The organism is Niveispirillum sp., assembly GCF_052437035.1.
In the GTDB taxonomy this organism is placed as follows: domain Bacteria; phylum Pseudomonadota; class Alphaproteobacteria; order Azospirillales; family Azospirillaceae; genus Niveispirillum.
On record NZ_JBQVOH010000004.1, the window covers coordinates 211,557 to 227,278 of the forward strand.

Annotated in this window: 16 protein-coding genes; 11 read left to right on the plus strand and 5 right to left on the minus strand. The window is 64.4% G+C overall.

Features of this window, described 5'->3' with window-relative positions; genetic code table 11:
* Window positions 1–145 precede the first annotated feature (145 nt).
* From irrA to ACT6Q8_RS12785, 4 genes are all read left to right on the plus strand, one after another.
* Entirely contained in the window at window positions 146–535 is a 390-nt protein-coding gene (irrA, locus tag ACT6Q8_RS12770; RefSeq protein WP_054166992.1) for an iron response transcriptional regulator IrrA, read from the plus strand.
* Window positions 536–664: 129 nt separating this feature from the next.
* Entirely contained in the window at window positions 665–3,202 is a 2,538-nt protein-coding gene (locus ACT6Q8_RS12775) for an ATP-binding protein (RefSeq protein WP_444732780.1), read from the plus strand.
* A 138-nt stretch (window positions 3,203–3,340) separates the two neighbouring features.
* Entirely contained in the window at window positions 3,341–3,745 is a 405-nt protein-coding gene (locus ACT6Q8_RS12780; RefSeq protein WP_054166967.1) for a tellurite resistance TerB family protein, read from the plus strand.
* A gap of 4 nt (window positions 3,746–3,749) precedes the next feature.
* Window positions 3,750–5,072, plus strand: a complete 1,323-nt coding sequence (locus ACT6Q8_RS12785) for an MFS transporter (RefSeq protein ID WP_444732779.1) — start codon at window positions 3,750–3,752, stop codon at window positions 5,070–5,072.
* Window positions 5,073–5,079: 7 nt separating this feature from the next.
* On the opposite strand, the gene ACT6Q8_RS12790 is transcribed toward ACT6Q8_RS12785, so the two are convergent.
* From ACT6Q8_RS12790 to phoU, 3 genes are all read right to left on the minus strand, one after another.
* The gene (locus ACT6Q8_RS12790) at window positions 5,080–5,850 is read right to left on the minus strand and encodes a hypothetical protein (protein ID WP_444732778.1); all 771 of its coding nucleotides are present in this window, start codon (window positions 5,848–5,850) and stop codon (window positions 5,080–5,082) included.
* A gap of 63 nt (window positions 5,851–5,913) precedes the next feature.
* Window positions 5,914–6,399, minus strand: a complete 486-nt coding sequence (locus tag ACT6Q8_RS12795; protein WP_054170505.1) for a hypothetical protein — start codon at window positions 6,397–6,399, stop codon at window positions 5,914–5,916.
* A 103-nt stretch (window positions 6,400–6,502) separates the two neighbouring features.
* Window positions 6,503–7,234, minus strand: a complete 732-nt coding sequence (phoU, locus tag ACT6Q8_RS12800; RefSeq protein ID WP_444732777.1) for a phosphate signaling complex protein PhoU — start codon at window positions 7,232–7,234, stop codon at window positions 6,503–6,505.
* A gap of 118 nt (window positions 7,235–7,352) precedes the next feature.
* Between phoU and ACT6Q8_RS12805 the strand changes: the two genes are divergently transcribed.
* A complete protein-coding gene (locus ACT6Q8_RS12805) occupies window positions 7,353–8,660 on the plus strand; it encodes a pentapeptide repeat-containing protein (protein ID WP_054170506.1) in 1,308 nt (435 codons plus the stop codon).
* Window positions 8,661–8,664: 4 nt separating this feature from the next.
* Here the strand turns inward: ACT6Q8_RS12805 and ACT6Q8_RS12810 are convergent, their stop codons facing one another.
* Window positions 8,665–9,543 carry a TIGR01459 family HAD-type hydrolase gene (locus ACT6Q8_RS12810; RefSeq protein WP_444732776.1) on the minus strand — a complete coding sequence of 293 codons (879 nt, stop codon included), beginning with the start codon at window positions 9,541–9,543 and terminating at the stop codon, window positions 8,665–8,667.
* Window positions 9,544–9,668: 125 nt separating this feature from the next.
* Complete coding sequence (locus tag ACT6Q8_RS12815; protein ID WP_054170508.1) at window positions 9,669–10,637, minus strand: hypothetical protein; 969 nt, start codon at window positions 10,635–10,637, stop codon at window positions 9,669–9,671.
* Window positions 10,638–10,813: 176 nt separating this feature from the next.
* On the opposite strand from ACT6Q8_RS12815, the gene ACT6Q8_RS12820 reads away from it, so the two are divergent.
* The 6 genes from ACT6Q8_RS12820 to ACT6Q8_RS12845 all read left to right on the plus strand — a co-directional run bounded on the left by ACT6Q8_RS12820 (window position 10,814) and on the right by ACT6Q8_RS12845 (window position 15,611).
* Entirely contained in the window at window positions 10,814–11,608 is a 795-nt protein-coding gene (locus ACT6Q8_RS12820; protein WP_054170509.1) for an ABC transporter ATP-binding protein, read from the plus strand.
* 74 nt (window positions 11,609–11,682) lie between these two features.
* Window positions 11,683–12,555, plus strand: a complete 873-nt coding sequence (locus ACT6Q8_RS12825) for a transporter substrate-binding domain-containing protein (protein WP_054170510.1) — start codon at window positions 11,683–11,685, stop codon at window positions 12,553–12,555.
* Window positions 12,556–12,578: 23 nt separating this feature from the next.
* Complete coding sequence (locus ACT6Q8_RS12830; RefSeq protein WP_054170511.1) at window positions 12,579–12,959, plus strand: DUF6165 family protein; 381 nt, start codon at window positions 12,579–12,581, stop codon at window positions 12,957–12,959.
* Window positions 12,960–12,993: 34 nt separating this feature from the next.
* Entirely contained in the window at window positions 12,994–14,175 is a 1,182-nt protein-coding gene (locus tag ACT6Q8_RS12835; protein ID WP_444732775.1) for a glycosyltransferase family 4 protein, read from the plus strand.
* Window positions 14,176–14,206: 31 nt separating this feature from the next.
* Window positions 14,207–14,920, plus strand: coding sequence for an ABC transporter permease (locus ACT6Q8_RS12840; RefSeq protein ID WP_054170513.1), 714 nt, complete (start codon window positions 14,207–14,209; stop codon window positions 14,918–14,920).
* Window positions 14,921–14,933: 13 nt separating this feature from the next.
* On the plus strand, window positions 14,934–15,611 hold the full coding sequence (locus tag ACT6Q8_RS12845) for an ABC transporter permease (protein WP_444732774.1): 678 nt from the start codon (window positions 14,934–14,936) through the stop codon (window positions 15,609–15,611).
* Window positions 15,612–15,722 lie beyond the last annotated feature (111 nt).

Below are 15,722 nucleotides of genomic sequence, written 5' to 3' on the forward strand. Positions count from 1 at the left end.
GTGATCTTCGTCATAGCCCCTTGTCAAACCGGGTGATCCTACCCCACATGTCGGCTGTCGTTTCCCCCAACCGACTGCGCCGCCCCCCGCAATGCCTGACAGCCTGTCCAACCACAACGCCATCCCGGATGAACCCTGCCGGATCATGAGCCGCCTGTGCGGTGCCGGCCTGCGCCCAACGCGGCAGCGGGTGGATCTGGCCAGCCTGCTGTTCCGGTGCGGCAATCGCCATGTCACCGCCGAGCAATTGCATGCCGAAGCCGTGGCGACGGGGGTGAAGGTGTCGCTGGCCACCGTCTACAACACCTTGAACCAGTTCCGCGATGCGGGCCTGCTGCGCGAGGTGGTGGTGGAGGCGGGCAGCACCTGGTTCGATACCAATATCGACGACCATCACCATTTCTTTCATGAGAATAGCCGCCGCTTGCAGGATATCTGCTGCACCAAGCTGGTGCTGCCCGACCTTCCCTGCCTGCCCGACGGCACACAGGTGGCGCGCGTGGACGTGATTATCCGCCTGCGCGACGCGGATTGAATTCACTGTCATTTTCAATCTTCTAGGCAGGTCATCGCGAATATTGCGACGCCGCCCGCGCGAACGTAGACTGCCCCCATCATCTCGAAGCCCAGCCGGCGCCTGCGCGCCGGGGTGGCGGGGGGCTCCATGCGCAGAGTATTGATGGGCGGCCTGGCCCTTGTGGCCGGCGTCCAGCTTGCCGGAACGGCCATCGACATGCAGGCGGGCTGGCGGGCATACCGGCAGGCGGCTGACATCGCCAATATGAAACAGGTCAGCCGCGACCTGCTGGTGGCGGCCCGCGACCATGGCATCGAAGCCGGGATGATCAATCTGGTGCTGGAGGCAGCCCGGACGCAGAACGCGCCCGAAGCCGCCCTGCGCCCACAGATCGACCGCCACCGCAACGAAACCGACCGCGCCGCCCTGGCCGCCCTTGATCGGCTGGACCGGATGGGCACGGAAAGCTCGCTGTCGGAGGATGTGGGGTCGCTGCGCGTGGCCCTGTCCCGGGTCCGGGAGTTGCGGGAGGGGATGGAGGCGTTGCTGACGCGCCTTCAGGATGGCCGCTCGCTGGAGGCGGCAGGCCCCAGCCCCACTGACAATACCCTGATGATCGCGGAATGGCGCGATGCCTCGCGATCCTATCTGACGGCCCTGCTGACCCTGCTGCGGGAGATCAATAAGCCCGCCCTGTCGTTGGGTGGGGAAGCAGCAGCGGCAGAAATGCTGACGCGGGAAACGATCCGCCTGCGCTCCCAGCTCGGCAATGATATGGGGCAGATGTACCGCATCGCCGGCGGCAACAACCCGCCTGATCTGCAAGCGGCCAGCATTTCCCTGGCACAGGTGGAGCAGGTCTGGCAGCTGGTACGGGATGTTGGCGACCCCGCCTTGTTCCCGGAGGCGACGCAGGCAGCCCTGCGGCAGATGGAGGCGGCGTTCTTCCAGCGCTACCTTCCGCTGCGCGCTGCCATCCTGGACGCCGCCAGCCGGGGGGAAGCGCGGGGCCGCATGCCGGAACTGCTGCGCAACGGCACCAGCCTGCTGAACGCCGCCAGCGATCTGGTGGGGGCCGCTGTCGGCGTGGCCGCCATGGCGACGGAACAAAACCGGCTTCTGGCCCGCCAGAAACTATGGGTGGATGCGTTCGAGTTGCTGATTTCCATGGTGGCACTGATCTTTGCCGCCTGGATGGTGCGCAACCGCGTGCTGCGGCCTATCCAGCAGATGACGGAGGCCATGCGCGCCCTGGCCGGCGGCGACCATGCCGTGGCCCTGCCAGAGATCAAGGGTGTGGGCGTAGAGGTCGGGGCCATGATGGCCGCCGTCCGCGTCTTCAAGGAAAATGCCCGCCAGCTGCGCAAGGAAAACCGGGAGCGAGGGCGCATGGAGCGGCTGCTCACCGTTGAGCGCTCCATCCTGGAAATGGCCGCCGCCGGCGCGACGCTGGCGGACGTGCTGGACGCGCTCTGCCGGGGGATCGAAGAACAGCTGGACGGGGCCCGCTGCACCATCCTGCTGCTGCGTGAAGATGGGATGCATATTACGGTGGCCGCCGCCCCCAGCTTCCCAGCGCGCATGCGAGAAGTCTATGAAGGGGTCGCCATCGGGCCGGAGGTGGGGTCCTGCGGTTCCGCCCTCTATCGCCGGGCGCCAGTCATCGTCACCGATGTCGCCCATGATCCGCGCTGGCACATGTACAAGGATGTGGTCCTGGCAGAGGGGCTGCAATCCTGCTGGTCGCTGCCCATCCTGTCGGGCGATGGCGAGCCGCTGGGCGCCTTCGCCATTTATGGCGAGGCCGCGCGCGAGCCCCATGACTGGGAGATGGAGCGGGCCCGGCGTGCGGTGCAGCTGGCGGCATTGGCCATCACCAGCCGGCGGGCCGCCGAACAGCTTGAACATGCCAAGGCGCAGGCCGAACTGGGCAGCCGCACCAAGTCCGAATTCCTGGCCAACATGAGCCATGAACTTCGCACCCCGCTGAACGCCATCATCGGCTTTGCCGAGGTGTTGGAAAGCGAGATGAAGACCAATGATAAGCAGGGCCAGAATGCCAGTTCCGTCGCCTATGCCGGCGACATCATTGCGTCGGGCCGCCACCTGCTGAACCTGATCAACGACATCCTGGACGTGTCCAAGATGGAGGCAGGCCGGGTGGAACTGCGCGAACGGATCTGCGGCATGGAGGAACTGGTGCGCGGGTGCGAACGCATCGTGCGGGCCCGCGCCATGGAACGCCGCCTGAACCTGGTGGTGGAGGTGGCGGACGGCATGCCGCCCATCCTGGTCGACGATGTGAAGTTCAAGCAGATCATCCTGAACCTGATGTCGAACGCCGTGAAATTCACCTCCCCCGGCGGCACGGTGAAGCTGACAGCCAGCGTCGATCCGTCACGCGGGGTGGCCGTGGCGGTCAGCGATACCGGCATCGGCATCAAACCGGAAGACCTGTCCAAGGTCTTCGTACCCTTCCATCAGGTCGACAATGTCTATGCCCGCTCCAACCCCGGCACGGGCCTGGGCCTGACCCTTTCCAAGGGGCTGGCCGAACTGCATGGCGGGCGGCTGTCCATCGAAAGCGTGTTCGGGGAGGGGACGGTGGTGACCCTCACTCTGCCGCCGTCGCGTATCGTCTGGACCGAAAGTGCCGGCCTGCCCTTCCCCCTGCCGATGCGGTGAAGGGCGATTGGCTGCCGGCAATCCATGCTTAAGGCCGGGTCCGTACTGACCGATGGCGTACCACCCCGTGCCGCTTGACGCGCTGATCCGCTTTGACCCTACTGACGGCACGCGTGCTTTATCCGACAGGAGAACAGGATGATCGACCATCACCGCGCCCTGATCTTTGCCATGGTGCTGACATCGGCATCGGATGGCGACATGACCGACGCGGAACTGCATGCCATGGGGGAGAATATCCGGTTCCTGCCGGTCTTTGCCGATTTCGACCCGCACAAGCTGCCGCAGGTGGCACAGGAATGCACCGACATCCTGGGCGATCCGGACGGGCTGGACGCGGCCATCGCCATGATCAAACGGTCGCTGCCCAAATCGCTGCGGGAAACCGCCTACATGCTGGCCTGTGAAATCGTGGCCGCCGACCGCACCGCCAGCCAGGAGGAACTGCGCCTGCTGGAGATGCTGCGCCACGGGCTGGATGTGGACCGGCTGACGGCTGCCGCCCTGGAACGCGGGGCCCGCGCCCGCTACACGGTCGCCTGAGACCATGGAAGACAGAAGCCTGCGCCCCCCTGCCATCGCGGGCTGGTGCCTGTATGACTGGGCCATGTCGGCCTTCAACACCGTCATCGGCACCTTCGTCTTTTCGGTCTATTTCACCAAGGGAGTGTCCGCCAACCCCGATGAGGGCTCTGCCGACTGGGCCTTCATGCTGGGCCTGTCGGGGCTGGTCATCGCCCTGCTCTCTCCCGTTCTGGGGGCTATTGCCGACCGGGGCGGGCGGATCAAGCCCTGGCTGGCCGTCTGTACCGCCATCGCCGTGGGGGGATCCGCCCTGCTCTGGCTGATCCGGCCCGACCCTTCCTATGCGCTGCCGGCCCTGCTGCTGGTGGGCATTGCCAGTACGGCCTTTGAGCTGTCGAACGTCTTCTACAACGCCTTGCTGCCCGTCATCACGCCGCGCAGCCATCTGGGCCGCGTGTCCGGCTGGGGCTGGGGCGTGGGCTATCTGGGCGGACTGGTCTGCCTGGTGCTGTGCCTGGTCCTGCTGCTGCAAGCCGACCAGCCCCTGTTCGGCCTGATCAGCAAGGAAGGGGCGGAACCGGTGCGCGCCACCTCCGTCCTGGTGGCCATCTGGTACGGGCTGTTCGCCCTGCCCCTGTTCCTGCTGGTGCCAGACCGGGTGCCGGAAGCCGGCATGACGGCGCTGCGGGCGGTTCGCGAAGGCTGGGCCAGCCTGCTGACCACCATCCGCGCCATGCCGCAGCATGCCAACACGCTGCGCTTCCTGATCGCCAGCGCCCTGTGGCGCGACGGGATCAATACCATCACGGCCTTTGGCGGCATCTATGCTGGTATCGTCTTCGGCATGGTGGAGGCGCAGCTGATCCTGTTCGCCATCGCCCTGAATGTGGCTGCCGGCCTGGGTGCCATCGGTTTCGCCTGGGCCGATGACCGGATCGGGGCCAAGCCGACCCTGATCATCAGCCTGATCGGCCTGATAATCACCGGCACCTCCATGGTGCTGATCGGCACGGGTGCCTGGGCCTGGGCGCCACCCTTGTCCCTGCCGTTGAATTTCACCCCGGATCAGCAATGGCTGCTGCTGCTGGGCATGGGGCTGGGCGTGTTCTTCGGCCCGGCCCAGGCCGCCGCCCGTTCTATGATGGCCCGCATCTCCCCACCGGGGCTGGAAACGGAGTTCTTCGGCATCTATGCCCTGACGGGGCGTGCCGTGGGCGTGCTGGGTCCGCTGGCCTATGGCGTGGCCGTCACGACCATGGGCACGCAGCGCGCGGGCATGGCGACGGTGATCATCCTGTTCCTGCTGGGCCTGGGCCTGCTGCTGACGGTGAAGGAGCGGCGGTAACCGCCGCTTACTTCACCACATAGGGTTTGCCGGCGATGTCATACATCACGGCACCCTGCGGCACCGAATTCAGGTTCACGCTGCGCCGTCCGCCCAAGCCCGGCTCGCCATTGTAATGCCAGAGATCCTCGCTGTTCACATAGTAAACGGCGCTGGTGCGGAAGGTGTAATAGCCTTCGCGCGCCACCGACACGGTCAGGATCATTTCGGTATCGGTTTCCATGGGCTTGGATTTCAGCGCCTCCAGCCCCACGGCGGCAACACCCGCCGAGATGCCCCACGGGAACTTGGCCAGATCGCCACCCGTCAGGTGCGACGCCAGCCCCACCCCCGCCGCCAGCAGCGTCAGGGGACCGGGGAACGGATCGGCGGCCATGCGCGGGCCGCTGCTTTTCACGGTCAGCACATCGATCCCCACCGCCACCACATCGGGCCGGGCATCGACAGAGACCAGATGCCCCTGCTGGACCAGCCGGGTCGTCACCGCCGACAGGAAGGCATCGGCAAATAAGGTATCGTCGCGGCGCATCATATAGACCTGTACCGGCACCTTCCTGCCCATCTGAAACTCCAGATGGGCGGAAATTGCCGAGGCCACATCATCCGCCACCACCTGCCACTGCCCCGCCGATTGCAACACGGGCTGCGGCTTCATGGGGATGGAAACCGCCATGGGCCGTGCGGAGCACCCTGCCAAACCCAGGCAAAGCGCCATGGCCATCACGGAAGCAAGGCTTTTGGCGGCAAGGCGGCGGTGGGGGATGGCGGTGCGGTTCATAGCGGTTGCGTCCGGCTGCGTCGGTGGCGTTGCCAGAAACAGAAGCAACCGCCGTGCCAGGGGCTAAATCTCCCGTGCCCGCGTGGCGCCCAGCACGCCCCAGAAGGCACCGTCTGGCCCGGCCACTGGCAGGGCCAGCGCCTCCACATCATGCAGGGCCCCATTGGACATCACCGATTGATCGGCTGTGAAACGGTGAGGCTGCTGTGCCGACGTCACGGTGGTCAGGACGCGCAGGATGCGACCGAACACCGGCTGACGCGTATACTCGTTGATGTGACGGCCTGTCGGGTCAATGCCGTAATTGGCAACGGTCTGTCGACCGAAACCACGACCTATGAAGTCCGACGGGCCGCCACCCGGCACCCGTTCCAGCCACCAGAGGTGATCTGCGGCCACGGCCTGTGCCGGGGGCAGCAGATCATCAATGCAGGGCAGGTTCTGACCCGGCAGCGTCGCCGCCAGCCAGGCATCGAACAGCAAGCGCAGGCAGGGATGGCGCAGTGCCGCGCGATCCGCCACCGGCTCCAGGATGAAAGCATCACTCATTCGGCCACCGACTTCCCGATCGCGGCCCCAGCGCCTGGAATGAGATTGGTGCGCGACCCCCACTTTGCCAAGTCTGCAAGTGGTCTAGGCGTGAAGTCTGGTATCAGCCCGGCATCACCGTCATTTCGGCGGTGCCGTCGCCCTTGGGCCGGTCCTGATCCAGGGGCTGGCCCTGCACGCGGAAGCACAGGGTCTCCGCGATATTGGTGGCATGGTCGCCGATCCGCTCCAGGTTCTTGGCCGCGAACAGCAGATGGGTGCAGGCCGTGATGCGGGCCGGGCTTTCCATCATGTAGGTCAGCAGTTCGCGGAACAGCGATGTATAGGCGCGGTCCACCTCTTCATCCCGCCGGCGCACGGCCAGCGCGGTTTCGGCGTCATCCTCGTCATACGCCTTCATGACGGCGGCCAGCATGTCGGCCACGGCGCGACCGATGGGCAGCATGGAGCGGGCCAGCGACACTTCCGGCTGGGCTTGCAGCACGAAGGAGCGCTTGGCGACATTGGCCGCGAAATCGCCGATTCGCTCCAGATTATTGGCGACACGCAGGGCACCGATGACATCACGCAGGTCATTGGCCTTGGGATGGCGCAGGGCCAGCAGACGGACGGTCTGCGCCTCGACCTTGCGCTCCATCTCGTCCAGTTCAGCATCCTTGGCCATGACCTGGCTGGCCAGATCGGTATCGCGGTCGGTCATGGCGGCCACGGCATCCGTTATCTGCCGCTCCGCCAGCACACCCATCTGCCGCACCAGATCGTGCAGGATGTCGAGTTGTTCGTCGAAGGCGGACACGATGTGCCGGGTGGGGATGATGCTGGTTTTTCCGTCCACGGGACTGGCTCCGGCAATGGCGATTGCATGAATTGTCAAGAAACCATCTAACACAAATGGCCGCTCCTGTGGCACGTTCAAGAAAAGTTCATCTTTCGCTCAATGGTCACCGCCCATCATGACACCCCATGAACTGCTCGCCGTTGTCGATAAGCATGAACGCTGGCTGAAGCGGCTGACAGGTGGCGCCCGCGCCATGCTGGCCCTGGCCGACCTGCAGGGTCACAATTTCTCCGGCGCGAATTTGCAGAATTCCAAGCTGTCGGGCGCCAACCTGTCGGATTGCGACTTCACGGCAGCCAACCTGACGGCAGCCGACCTGTTCGCCGCACGCCTGACGCGGGCCATCCTGGTGAACACCAACCTGACCAATGCCGACATGCGCGGTGCCCATCTGCGCGGCGCGCGCTTGAAATGCGCCATCCTGCGCGGGGCCGACCTGCGCGGCGGGGCACTGCTGGACCGGCGCGCGCCGGGCAGCGTGAAGATGGAACCGTCGGACCTGCGCGGTGCCGACATGGATGACGCCACGCTGTCCAACGCCAATCTGGCCGGCGCCGACCTGTCGGAATGTTCGCTGGTCGGGGCCGATTGTTCGGGCGCGCAGATGGCCGGGTGCAATATGGCCCGGTCGGTGATGAAAAGTGCGAACTTCGCCGGCTGCGACATGCGTGGTGTCAACCTGAACAGCGCCAACCTGATGGGCGCCAAGCTGCGTGACGTCAACCTGTCGGGCGCTGTCCTGTCCGGGGCCAATCTGCGCAATGCCGATTTGCAGGGGGCGAACCTGGAAGGTGTCGACCTGTCCAATGTCGACATGCTGGGCGCCAATTTCAGCCGGTCTGCCGAAACCTTCTCCGGCACCATCCAGCGCATCCTGACCCAGCATCAGGCCTGGATCACCAGCAATGGCGACAAGGGGGAACGCGCCGACCTGGAAGGCCAGGACCTGTCGCATATCGATCTGAATGGCGCCAATCTGGGAGGGGCCAACCTGAAGGGCGTCAATTTTTCGGGCGCCAAGCTGCGCGACTGTCTGTTCGTGATGGCCGATCTGGCGGGGGCGGCGCTGAATTTCGCCGACCTGACGGGGGCGACGCTGGACGGCGCCAATCTGCGCGGCGGCAACCTTTCGGGCGCCAAGCTGGACAATGCCAAGATCGGGTCGGTGGAAATCAAGGGGCCGAACGGCCGTGGCACAGGCCGCAAATGGCCCGCCAACCTGTCCAACACCACGATCGTCCAGGCCAGCCTGACCCGCGCCTCCATGCGCGGGGTCAACCTGTCGGGGGCCGACCTGCGCGGGTCCGACCTGTCGGGGGCCAACCTGCTGGAAGCCAATATCCGGGGCGCCAATCTGGCCGACACCATCACCACGGGGACCACCATGCCGGCCCCCGATGATGATGACGATGATTTCAGCTAATCGGTCAGGCCCAGCGCAGACCGGCGGCGGCCCAGGTGGGGCGGTGGGGGCTGGCCTCGATCAGCTTTGACAGCATGTCCGGGCCGGGCAGCGTGCCCAGCGGTGCGCCCAGTTCCTCGCGATGGATACCGCCCGTGATGAACAGGCTGTCGATGCCAGCGGCATTGGCGCCCGCCACATCGGTGCGCAGACTGTCGCCTACGGCAAGGATGCGGCCCGGCGCGATGCCGCCCAGAAGGTCGAAGCAGCGGCGGTAGACGGGGGCATGCGGCTTGCCGTGATAACGGACATCGCCGCCGATTTCCGCATAATGACGGGCCAGCTCGCCGGCACAGATCACCAGTTCCTGATCGATCACCACCACCAGATCGGGATTGGCGCACAGCATGGGCAGCCCCCGGTCCAGACAGCGGCGCAGGATCGGATCGTAATCGGCCAGCGTCTCCTCATAGGCGTCGATGCCGGTATTGATGACGAAATCCGCCTGTTCGGGGCTGTCGACCCGCACACGATCCGTCAGGCTGTCATAGACGTCATTGTCGCGCGGCGGACCGATATGGAACAGCTTCGGCCCCAGGGCGGCATGCCAATCATCGCTGCGGTCGCGCAACGCCTCGAAACTGGCCTCACCAGACGTGTAGAGCGCGTCATACAGGTCGGGAGTCACCCCCATGGCCGTCAGCTTGGCCTCCGCGGCGGCAATGCGGCGGGGGGCATTGGACAGAAGGCAGACGCGCTTGCCCAGCCGTTTCAAGGTGGACAGACACTCCACGACACCCGGATAGGGCCGGACCCCGTCATGCACCACGCCCCACAGGTCCAGGATAAAACCGTCATAACGGTCGGCGACGGCCTCCAGGCCATTGATCATCGGAATGGACATGGGACCTTGCCTTGCCGTGTCGATAGTTGCGGTGGGCAAGGTGGCGGCGGCGTGGCGCCAGGGCAAGGCTGGGCAGGGCATGGCAGCCGTGCCCAAGGAGGGAAAAGCCGGGCTCGCAGCCAGGATCAGGGGGCGCGGCGGGCCGCCAGACGCCAGTGCTTGGCCTGGGAATAATTGCGGGCCAGGAACTGGTACGTCTTCTTCAGCACGGCCTCGAATGCCTGGCTTTTCTCGGTGGTGGTGCCTTCCCAATCCTCCAGCACCTCATCCCAGGGCAGCAGCGTCTGGTGCAGGTCGTCGCGCATTTCACGGATATAGGTGATGTTCTTGTCGAACTTGGCCAGCATCGACAGGATTTCGCCGGTCTGGGCATCCACCTGGGCGAATCGCTGCTCCAGATCGGTGATCGGCGGCAGCGACAGGGTCTGCATCCGCACAATCTCTTCCTTCAGATTGCGCTCGTTCTTATAGATGCGGTGCGCATCCTCCAGCCCGACACGCACCTTACCCAGCTTGGCCGCCCGCTCCCGCAGCGCCTCGATATAGGACAGTTCCTTGGCCAGGGCGTCGATACGGTTCTCCACCTGTTCCTCGGCATTGCCGGTCAGCGAGAGCTTGTTGGCGATCATCTTGAACGCCTCGCGTACGCGGGCCTTGGTGCTGGGGTCCTCCACCACCTGTTCAAGCTGTTCAGGGCTGGACACCACCGTCTCGCCGCCCGTCAGCCAGGTGACCATCTGCACCGTCAGGCGGCCCTTGGCGATCAGGAAATGACGGTCATCGACACGCCAGGAGGCGGAACCATCGATCAGTTCATTGGGGATCGTGTCGCCGGGACGGATTTCACGGACATATTTCAGCCCCTTGGCGACCATGTCGATCAGTTGCCCGTCGAAGCTTTTCGGGTCGATCTTGAATTCGTTGCAGATCTTGTCCAGCGCCACCTCTGCCTGGACCTTCCCTAGCATAAAGCGCATCACCGGCTCTTCGGCGGATTTGGACCAGACGAAGCGGCAGCCATCAACCGTGAACACCTTGTGCTCGAACAGGAAATGCGTACTGCGATTCGGGCTGGGCTGGATGCCTTGGCTCATGTGAGGGTCGTTTCCGGTCAGACTGCGTACTTGCTGTGCAACAGATAGCATGGCCGCGATCATGCAGCCGCGCCCAAATCCAAGCCTGTGCCGAAACCCAGGATTTCCCCTTTCGCGGCCATGCCTTGGCGGAGTAGCTTGGCATGAATTCCTTGAATTGCCCTTAATGGATGCCGATGTCATCTGCCCCCATCGTTTCCGGTCCGGTCCGCGCCGTCGAGGTGGAGGCGCTGCACAAGCGCTTCGGCGACAATGAGGTGCTGAAGGGCGTGTCGCTGAACGCCACCGAGGGCGAGGTGGTTGCCCTGATCGGGTCGTCCGGGTCAGGCAAAAGCACGCTGCTGCGCTGTATCAATCTGTTGGAAATCCCCGATGAGGGGGTGGTGCGTATCGGCGGCGAACAGATCGCCATGAAGCAGGGCCGCCACGGCAACCAGCCCGCCGATGCACGGCAGGTGGAGCGCATCCGGCAGCGCTGCGGCATGGTGTTCCAGAGTTTCAATCTCTGGACCCATATGACCGTGCTGGAAAACATCATCGAGGCGCCGGTCCATGTGCTGAAACAGCCCAAGGATCAGGCCATCGCCAAGGCAGAGGCGCTGCTGGCCAAGGTCGGCCTGTCGGCCAAGCGCGATGCCTATCCGTCGCAGATGTCGGGCGGGCAGCAGCAGCGCGCGGCCATCGCCCGCATGCTGGCCATGGAACCTAAGGTGATGCTGTTCGATGAACCGACCAGCGCCCTTGACCCCGAACTGGTCGGCGAAGTGTTGAAGGTCATACGCGATCTGGCCATTGAGGGGGCGACGATGCTGATCGTCACCCACGAAATGGCCTTTGCGCGCGAGGTATCGCACAAGGTCGTTTTCCTGCATCAAGGCCGGATCGAAGAGCAGGGGACACCGGCGGAAGTGTTCGGCAACCCGTCGTCGGAACGGTGCCGCCAGTTCCTGTCCCGTGAGGGACAGCGGTAAGTAACAGGCAATCCATTGACCGTATCGAGCCGGGACACCCGGCCATGGTCCGCGTATCTGGGGGAGTTGAAGGTATGAAGAAGCTGATGGCGGCACTGGCGCTGGCCGGTGTGATGGCGCTCTCCGGCTGCGGCAAGGAGGACGCCAAGCAGGCGGCCCCGGCCCCTGGCGGCATCCCCAACCCGTTGCGGGTCGCCACGGAAGGCGCCTATCCCCCCTATAACATGGTCGATGCGTCCGGCAATCTGGTCGGGTTTGAGATCGACATGATGAAGGATGTCTGCAAGCGCATGGGGACCGAGTGCAAGTTCCAGGCGCAGGCCTGGGACGGCATGATCCCCGCTTTGCAGGCCGGCCATTTCGACGCCATCGTCGCCGGCATGTCGATCACGGATGAACGGATGGCCGCCGTCGATTTCTCCAGCGGCTATACGACCACACCCGCCTATCTGGTCTCTGCCAACGCCAACCCGTTGCAGGATGTCGATTACGGGATCGAGCGTATCGACCTGACCGAGATCACCCCGGACGAGCAGGCAGCCATCGACAAGATCAAGGGCCTGCTGAAGGGCAAGGTTCTCGGCGTCCAGACCAGCACCATCCACGCCAATTTCGTCGATAAATACCTGGCCGACGTGGTGGATATCCGCCGTTACGACACCCAGGAAAACCTGGCGCTGGACCTGCAGACGGGCCGGGTCGAGGTGGGTCTGGCCGATGCCATCACCTGGAACGCCTTCCTGCAGCGCCCCGAAGGCAAGGATTTCAGCTATTTCGGTCCCGGTTTCGACGGTGGCCTGTTCGGTCGTGGTCAGGGCGTGGCCATCGCCAAGAACCGCCCGGAACTGCTGGCCGCCCTGAACAAGGCCATTGCCGAGATGAAGGCCGACGGCACCATGAAGAACCTCTCGGTGCAGTGGTTCGGCTTTGACAGCTCCATGCCGTAATTCCAAGGACGGGCGTAGATAAAATGACGATCAAGGTTGAAGTCGGCGAAGGCGAACTGATCGACAAGATCACGATCCTGGAGGTCAAGCTGGCCCGGATCAGCGATCCCGCCAAGCTGAAGAATGTCCGGCACGAATATGAGGTGCTGGAGGCCACGGCCAAGGCGGAAATCCCGCCTTCTGCCGAACTGGATGCGCTGCGGGCCGAATTGAAGACCATCAACGAGGATCTGTGGGTCATCGAGGATGATATCCGCATCTGCGAGAAGCGGAGCGATTTCGGCGACGAATTCATCCGTCTGGCCCGTGCCGTCTATTTCACGAATGACCGCCGCGCCGCCGTGAAGCGGAAAATCAACGATCTGCTGGGTGCCAGCATCGTTGAGGAAAAATCCTATTGTTGAGCCGTGACTGCGCCACGCCGAAAGGATGTACGTCTTGAGCGATCTGCTTAAAAACCCCTTCATCCTGAACTGGCGCCTGACTGAAATCCATGGTTGGGGGCTGGTAGGGGTCCATACCTGCCTGCACCTGCTGCGGATAGGCGGCTCCCCCGTGCTGTATACGTATCCCGAACTGAATACGATGCGGCCGGAAACCCAGGCTTTGGTTGCCCCCGTGGGGGATGCCTCACGGGGTCTGGAAGCCGTCGTGCAGACGTTGCAGGCCCAGGGCCGGCGGCTGCATATACCCGAGGCAACCGTGCTCTATGCGCTGGGCAGCATGATGCAGCCCTCCCTGGGGGAGCAATCCTTCTTCGGCGACCGCAATATCGGTGTGGGGGCGTTCACGGGAACAGCCTTGCCGCCCAAAGGGATCAGCGACGCCCTCTCCTACTCCAAGGTCGTCATCCATTCCAATTTCAACAAGCAGGTGCTGGCCGATCACGGGGTGGCGTCGGACTGCGTGTTTCAGGGGGTGGACCCGGTCGAGGTGTTTCCCGGCACCGGGAATGGCATGTTCGGTGAACGCTATATTATCTTTTCCGGCGGCAAAACCGAGTTCCGCAAGGGACAGGACCTGGTGATTGCGGCCTTCAGGGCGTTCCACCAGCGTCACCCTGATGCGCTGCTGGTGACGGCCTGGGGAAATTTCTGGCCCGGCACAGCCTTGAGCCTTCGGGAAAGCCCCGTCCTGGCCGTCGCTCCGGAAGTCACCGCGGAAGGGGTGGACGAGGCAGGCTGGCTGCGAGCCAACGGCCTGCCGGATGGGGCCTTTTTCAATTGCGGCTTCCTTGGACGAAAGATGATCGCCCCGGTCCTGCATAATTGCCACCTGGCCATCTTTCCCAACCGTTGCGAGCCCGGCACCAATCTGGTGGCGATGGAGGCGATGGCCTGCGGCGTGCCGGTCATCCTGTCCGCCAATACCGGCCATCTGGACCTGATCGGGGAAGACCGCACCTATGTGCTGTCGCGCCAGAGCCCGGTGGCCAATGACCCTGAAGCCCGCCGTTACTGGGGCGAAAGCGACGTGGAAGAACTGCTGGAAACCATGGAGTTCGCCTATCAGAACCGCGACGACGCACGCGCACGCGGCAAGAAAGGATCGGATTGGGTCCTGGGCAATCGCCGCTGGGATCAGTTCGCGGCGGAGTTTGTCGATGTCTGCCTGCGCTGACCCTCTCCTTCCTGCGACCGGATAAGTCCTGATGCTTGATCTTCTGCGTTTTGGCAGCGACGGATGGGGGGATGAGATCGCCCGGGGGGCCGGCATGACCTTGGCTGTCGCCATCCTGGCCTATCTGATCGGCATCCTGGCCGGATCGGGCGTGGCCGCCGCCAAGCTGTCGGGGCCGGCACCCGTGCGCTGGCTGGCCGCGGCTTATACAACCATCGTGCGCGGCGTGCCGGCACTGCTGGTCATCTGGCTGCTGTTCTTTGGCGGGTCTGGTCTGATCGGCTGGGTCGCGGGCCTGTTCGGCTATTCCGGCCCGGTGGAACTGTCCTCCTTCGCGGTCGGCGTCACCGCCGTCGGCATCGTCTCCGCCGCCTATGCCGCAGAGGTGATCCGGGGTGCCGTGACGGCGGTGCCCAAGGGACAGCTGGAGGCCGCCCGCGCCCTGGGCATGGGCCGGTTCCTGATCCTGCGACGCATCCTGGTGCCGCAGGCCCTGCGCTATGCTCTGCCCGGCCTGGGCAATGTCTGGCAGATGACCTTGAAGGACACCACCCTGGTGTCCGTCGTGTCGCTGGCCGAACTGATGCGTCAGGCCTATCTGGGCATGCAGTCAACGCGGCAGCCCTTTCTGTTCTATGTCACGGCGGCCATCCTCTACATGATCATGACCACCTGTTCGGAGGCTCTGTTCCGTGCCCTGTCGCGGCGGGCCGAACGCGGCGTGCGCCGCGCCGTGAACAACTGAGGGGGGCGGGGCCATGAATATCGACATGATCCTCTCCTCCCTGCCCGCCCTGTTCGCCGGTGCGTGGGTGACGGTGCAACTGGTGGTGCTGTCTTTGTCGCTGGGCTTCGTGCTGGCCCTGGCGGTAGCGTTCGGACGGCTGTCGTCAAACCGGGTCATATCGGGGGGGACGGGCGTTTACGTCTTCCTGTTCCGCTCCACCCCGCTGCTGGTGCAGATTTTCCTGATCTATTACGGGTTGGGGCAGTTTGCGGGCATCCGGGAGAGTTTTCTGTGGCCCGTCCTGCGCGAGGCCTATTGGTGCGCCATCATCGCGCTGACGCTGAACACAGCGGCCTATACGGGCGAAATCATGCGCGGTGGCATCCAGGCCGTTCCCTTCGGACAGATCGAGGCGGCCCGCGCGCTGGGCATGTCGCGTCCCCTGCTCTACCGCCGTATAGTGCTGCCCCAGGCGCTGCGCACCATCCTGCCCGCCTATGGCAATGAGATGATCCAGATGGTGCAGGCCACCTCCCTGGCCAGCGCCATCACGCTGATCGAACTGACCGGTGCCGCCCGCACCATCGCGTCACGCAGCTTTCAGCCGGTGGAGATGTTCATCATTGCCGGCGCCATCTATCTGGCCATGAATTTCGTCATCGCCCAGGGCGTGCGCTGGGCGGAGCGGAAGAATGCGGCGGCGGGGTAACCCTCACCCTCCCATCGGCTAGCGCCGACGGGCCCCTCCCTCTCCCGCAAGCGGGCGAGGGGCAGAGTTTCATGGTGTGCTTGATATCGCCCCTCGCCCACGACAGTGGGA

What these genes read in the sequence shown, in the direction of transcription:
- irrA (WP_054166992.1), top strand. Translation starts at nt 146, where the DNA reads ATGAGCCGCCTGTGCGGTGCCGGCCTGCGCCCAACGCGGCAGCGGGTG.
- ACT6Q8_RS12775 (WP_444732780.1), top strand. Translation starts at nt 665, where the DNA reads ATGCGCAGAGTATTGATGGGCGGCCTGGCCCTTGTGGCCGGCGTCCAG.
- ACT6Q8_RS12780 (WP_054166967.1), top strand. Translation starts at nt 3,341, where the DNA reads ATGATCGACCATCACCGCGCCCTGATCTTTGCCATGGTGCTGACATCG.
- ACT6Q8_RS12785 (WP_444732779.1), top strand. Translation starts at nt 3,750, where the DNA reads ATGGAAGACAGAAGCCTGCGCCCCCCTGCCATCGCGGGCTGGTGCCTG.
- ACT6Q8_RS12790 (WP_444732778.1), bottom strand. Translation starts at nt 5,850, where the DNA reads ATGAACCGCACCGCCATCCCCCACCGCCGCCTTGCCGCCAAAAGCCTT.
- ACT6Q8_RS12795 (WP_054170505.1), bottom strand. Translation starts at nt 6,399, where the DNA reads ATGAGTGATGCTTTCATCCTGGAGCCGGTGGCGGATCGCGCGGCACTG.
- ACT6Q8_RS12805 (WP_054170506.1), top strand. Translation starts at nt 7,353, where the DNA reads ATGACACCCCATGAACTGCTCGCCGTTGTCGATAAGCATGAACGCTGG.
- ACT6Q8_RS12810 (WP_444732776.1), bottom strand. Translation starts at nt 9,543, where the DNA reads ATGTCCATTCCGATGATCAATGGCCTGGAGGCCGTCGCCGACCGTTAT.
- ACT6Q8_RS12815 (WP_054170508.1), bottom strand. Translation starts at nt 10,637, where the DNA reads ATGAGCCAAGGCATCCAGCCCAGCCCGAATCGCAGTACGCATTTCCTG.
- ACT6Q8_RS12820 (WP_054170509.1), top strand. Translation starts at nt 10,814, where the DNA reads ATGTCATCTGCCCCCATCGTTTCCGGTCCGGTCCGCGCCGTCGAGGTG.
- ACT6Q8_RS12825 (WP_054170510.1), top strand. Translation starts at nt 11,683, where the DNA reads ATGAAGAAGCTGATGGCGGCACTGGCGCTGGCCGGTGTGATGGCGCTC.
- ACT6Q8_RS12830 (WP_054170511.1), top strand. Translation starts at nt 12,579, where the DNA reads ATGACGATCAAGGTTGAAGTCGGCGAAGGCGAACTGATCGACAAGATC.
- ACT6Q8_RS12840 (WP_054170513.1), top strand. Translation starts at nt 14,207, where the DNA reads ATGCTTGATCTTCTGCGTTTTGGCAGCGACGGATGGGGGGATGAGATC.
- ACT6Q8_RS12845 (WP_444732774.1), top strand. Translation starts at nt 14,934, where the DNA reads ATGAATATCGACATGATCCTCTCCTCCCTGCCCGCCCTGTTCGCCGGT.